The organism is Corallococcus sp. AB049A, assembly GCF_003668885.1.
GTDB classification, from domain to species: Bacteria; Myxococcota; Myxococcia; order Myxococcales; family Myxococcaceae; genus Corallococcus; species Corallococcus interemptor.
In genome coordinates, this window is the sequence record NZ_RAWL01000768.1 from 1 (window position 1) to 1767 (window position 1767).

At 75.3% G+C, this 1767-nt stretch carries 1 protein-coding gene and 1 pseudogene; both read right to left on the reverse strand.

Annotation, left to right across the window (positions count from 1 at the left end; genetic code table 11):
* Positions 1-28 precede the first annotated feature (28 nt).
* Positions 29-1114 (reverse strand): hypothetical protein, encoded by a 1086-nt coding sequence (locus D7X55_RS39205; RefSeq protein WP_120547935.1) that lies wholly within the window; start codon positions 1112-1114, stop codon positions 29-31.
* Between the two features lie 42 nt (positions 1115-1156).
* Positions 1157-1767: pseudogene (locus D7X55_RS39210) on the reverse strand (hypothetical protein); the annotation flags it as partial.

Below are 1767 nucleotides of genomic sequence, written 5' to 3' on the forward strand. Positions count from 1 at the left end.
CCCCTTGCCCGCTTCGCGCCCCTTCCACTCACCGCACGACGACGCGCACCGGCCCCCGCAGGGTGACGGTCCGCATCCGGCGGTAGGCCGGGCCTCCCATCATGGTGTTGTACCGGCCGCGCGGCCCCGTGCGGCGCAGGCCCGCGCGCGCCCGCAGCTGCCGCACGGCGGGGCTGGTCCGGGCCAGCCGGCGCACCACGCGCGGGTTGGAGATGACGCGCATCCCGATGCGGCGGATCATCCGCGGCACCGCCTGGGGGCTCGCGCCCTGCTGGCGCACCAGCCGCGTCACCTGGCGCACCACGCGCGTCACCGCCGGCAGGGCCCGGGGGCCGTAGCGCTGGCTGATGCGCGAGGCGAGCTGCGTGGTCATCTGGCCCACCGCGCGTCCCAGCGCCCGGGCCTGCTGGGGCGACTGCCGGCGGCGCGCGGGGGACAGGGTGGAGCGGACCACGTGCCGCGCGGCGAGCCCGCCCAGCACGCGGTTGAAGGCGTCCAGGTCCTCGTCGCTCGCGTAGTCACCGGCGGCGTCCGCGAAGGCGTCCATGGCGTCCGCGCGCAAGAGCCCGCCCAGGGTGCGGCCAATCTCCTGGCCCGCGATGCCGCCCAGCCGGGGCGCGGCCTGGCGGATGAGCCGCATGGCGATGGGCATGGCCCGGCGGCGGATGCGCTGGAAGGTGGGCCCGGCCACGGTGGCGATGCGCCTGGCGCCGGCCACCAGGCGGCGCAGGAACTCGTCCTCGTCCTGGGCGTCCATCGCGTCCGCGAAGGCGTCGTCCAGGGCGTTGGGGTTGTCCATCTCGAAGCCGTCACCCTCGAAGCCCTCGCCCTCCATGTTGATGGGGCTCTCCTCGAAGGAGATGGGGCTCTCCTCGAAGCCCTCACCCTCCAGGGTGGTGGGGTTGTCCTCGAAGCCCTCGCCCTCCATGGGGGTGGGGTTCTCCTCGAAGCCCTCCTCCATGCCCTCGGCCTCGAAGCCCTCACCCTCGAAGCCCTCGGCCTCGAAGCCCTCCTCCATGCCTTCGTCCTCGAAGCCCTCCTCGCCCTCTGCCAGCAGGTCGGACATCTCGTCGCCCTGGCCCGAAAACTCCTCTTCGAAAGGCTGCGGTTGCATGGGTACTCCTCCTTGTCCTGAAGACTTCGTGAGTGGATGGAACTAGGCGCGGCGGACGCTGGCGGCGCTGACCGCGGCCACGGGGATGCGGCGCAGCACCTGCCGCCGGGCGTACACGCGCCGCGCGGCCAGGCGCGGCGGGACGACGCCCATTGAAGGCACCTGGACCGCGCGCGTGAGCACCCGGCGCCCCGCGCCCTGCACCACGCCGGGCAGGGCGGTGATGGCGCCGCTCGGGCCGCGCAGGCGCAGGTTCCCCGCCGCCAGCCGGGCGATGAGGCGCATCAGCCGCAGCCGCCGGCCCGCGGTGCCCGGCACCTGACGGGCCAGCCGCATCAGCAGCTGCTCCACGCCGCGCGAGCGCGCGCGCAGCACCCCCTGCGCGGCGCCACCGAGCGACGTGCTCAAGGGCACCGCCTGCCGCGTCACCACCCGCGCCGCCAGCCCCGCGCCCAGGGGCAGGGCCACGGCGGGCGGCACCTGCCGCGCGTCCGCCATGTCCGCGAGCGCGTCCAGCGACGCGTCGTCATCCGCGCCGTCTCCGCGCAGGATGGAAGACGCGATGCGCCCGCCCACGCCTGGAATCAGGCCACCCACCGCCCCCGCGAGCGCACCGCGCAATCCCTGTCCGCGCAGCAACCCCTGCGCCTGTC